The sequence below is a fragment of the Synechococcus sp. R8-2 genome, from assembly GCF_047461715.1.
GTDB lineage: Bacteria > Cyanobacteriota > Cyanobacteriia > Thermostichales > Thermostichaceae > Thermostichus.
In genome coordinates, this window is record NZ_JANSHQ010000337.1 from 1 (window position 1) to 830 (window position 830).

Here is an 830-nt window from a genome sequence, read left to right on the forward strand (position 1 = left end):
GTTAGCGGGACGGAGTCCTTGGCCAGTTGCACTTGGGTGATGGCCACCCGACCGGAGAAGCAGATGTCGGTATCGGTTTGGGGATCCCGAGCGCGCTCCGCATAGCGGCCCTGATAGCGAAACCACAGCGACTCTGCCCCATTTCCCTCGGCTTCCACCGCATAATCGAGCGGCAGGGGTTGGGTGCAGAGGGGACAATAGACCCGCTCCGGCAGAGGGGATCCGGCGGGCAAGTGAGGCAGGTTCACATTCCAAAACGCCCCCCTGGGCAGGGGTTGTTCCATCAGCTCCGCCAAGATTTCCCGCGTCCACCGCTGGGCCTGCTCCCAGTCGATGGGTTGGCCCCCTGCTCGGTATTGGGAAATGGCAATTCCCGGGATCCCGCGCATCGCTGCTTCCCGTACCGCCGCCACCGTTCCCGACAGATACACATCCGATCCGAGGTTTCCCCCCTCGTTGATACCGGAAAGCACCCAATCCACCGCTGGGGCCAGCTTGAATAGGGCCACCCGCACACAGTCGGCAGGGGATCCCTCGACGGCAAAGGTGCGCTCGCCGCGGGCCAAGGCTCGAAAAGGTCGCCCCGTCGTCACCTGGTGGCTGCAGCCGGAAATCTGCTGGTGGGGGGCCACAATCCAACAGTGTTCTTCCGGGATGAGAGAGTTGAGGGCCAACTTGAGGTTGGCCAGCCCGGCAGCCTCGATGCCGTCATCGTTGGTCAGCAATACCTTCATTCCTACTTTTCCCTTCTGCCGGCAACTTCTTGGGTGAGTCCCAGTGGCAAATCTGGAGATCTTGGGTGCAAAAGCGATGGGGATCCCGTTCTTCTT

The 830-nt window shown here is 61.9% G+C and carries 1 protein-coding gene; it reads right to left on the reverse strand.

Annotated elements, in window-relative coordinates; all coding sequences use genetic code 11:
• Positions 1-734: 5'/3'-nucleotidase SurE (surE, locus tag NW819_RS08655; RefSeq protein WP_414413503.1), on the reverse strand; the 734-nt coding region annotated here is incomplete at its 3' end.
• Positions 735-830 lie beyond the last annotated feature (96 nt).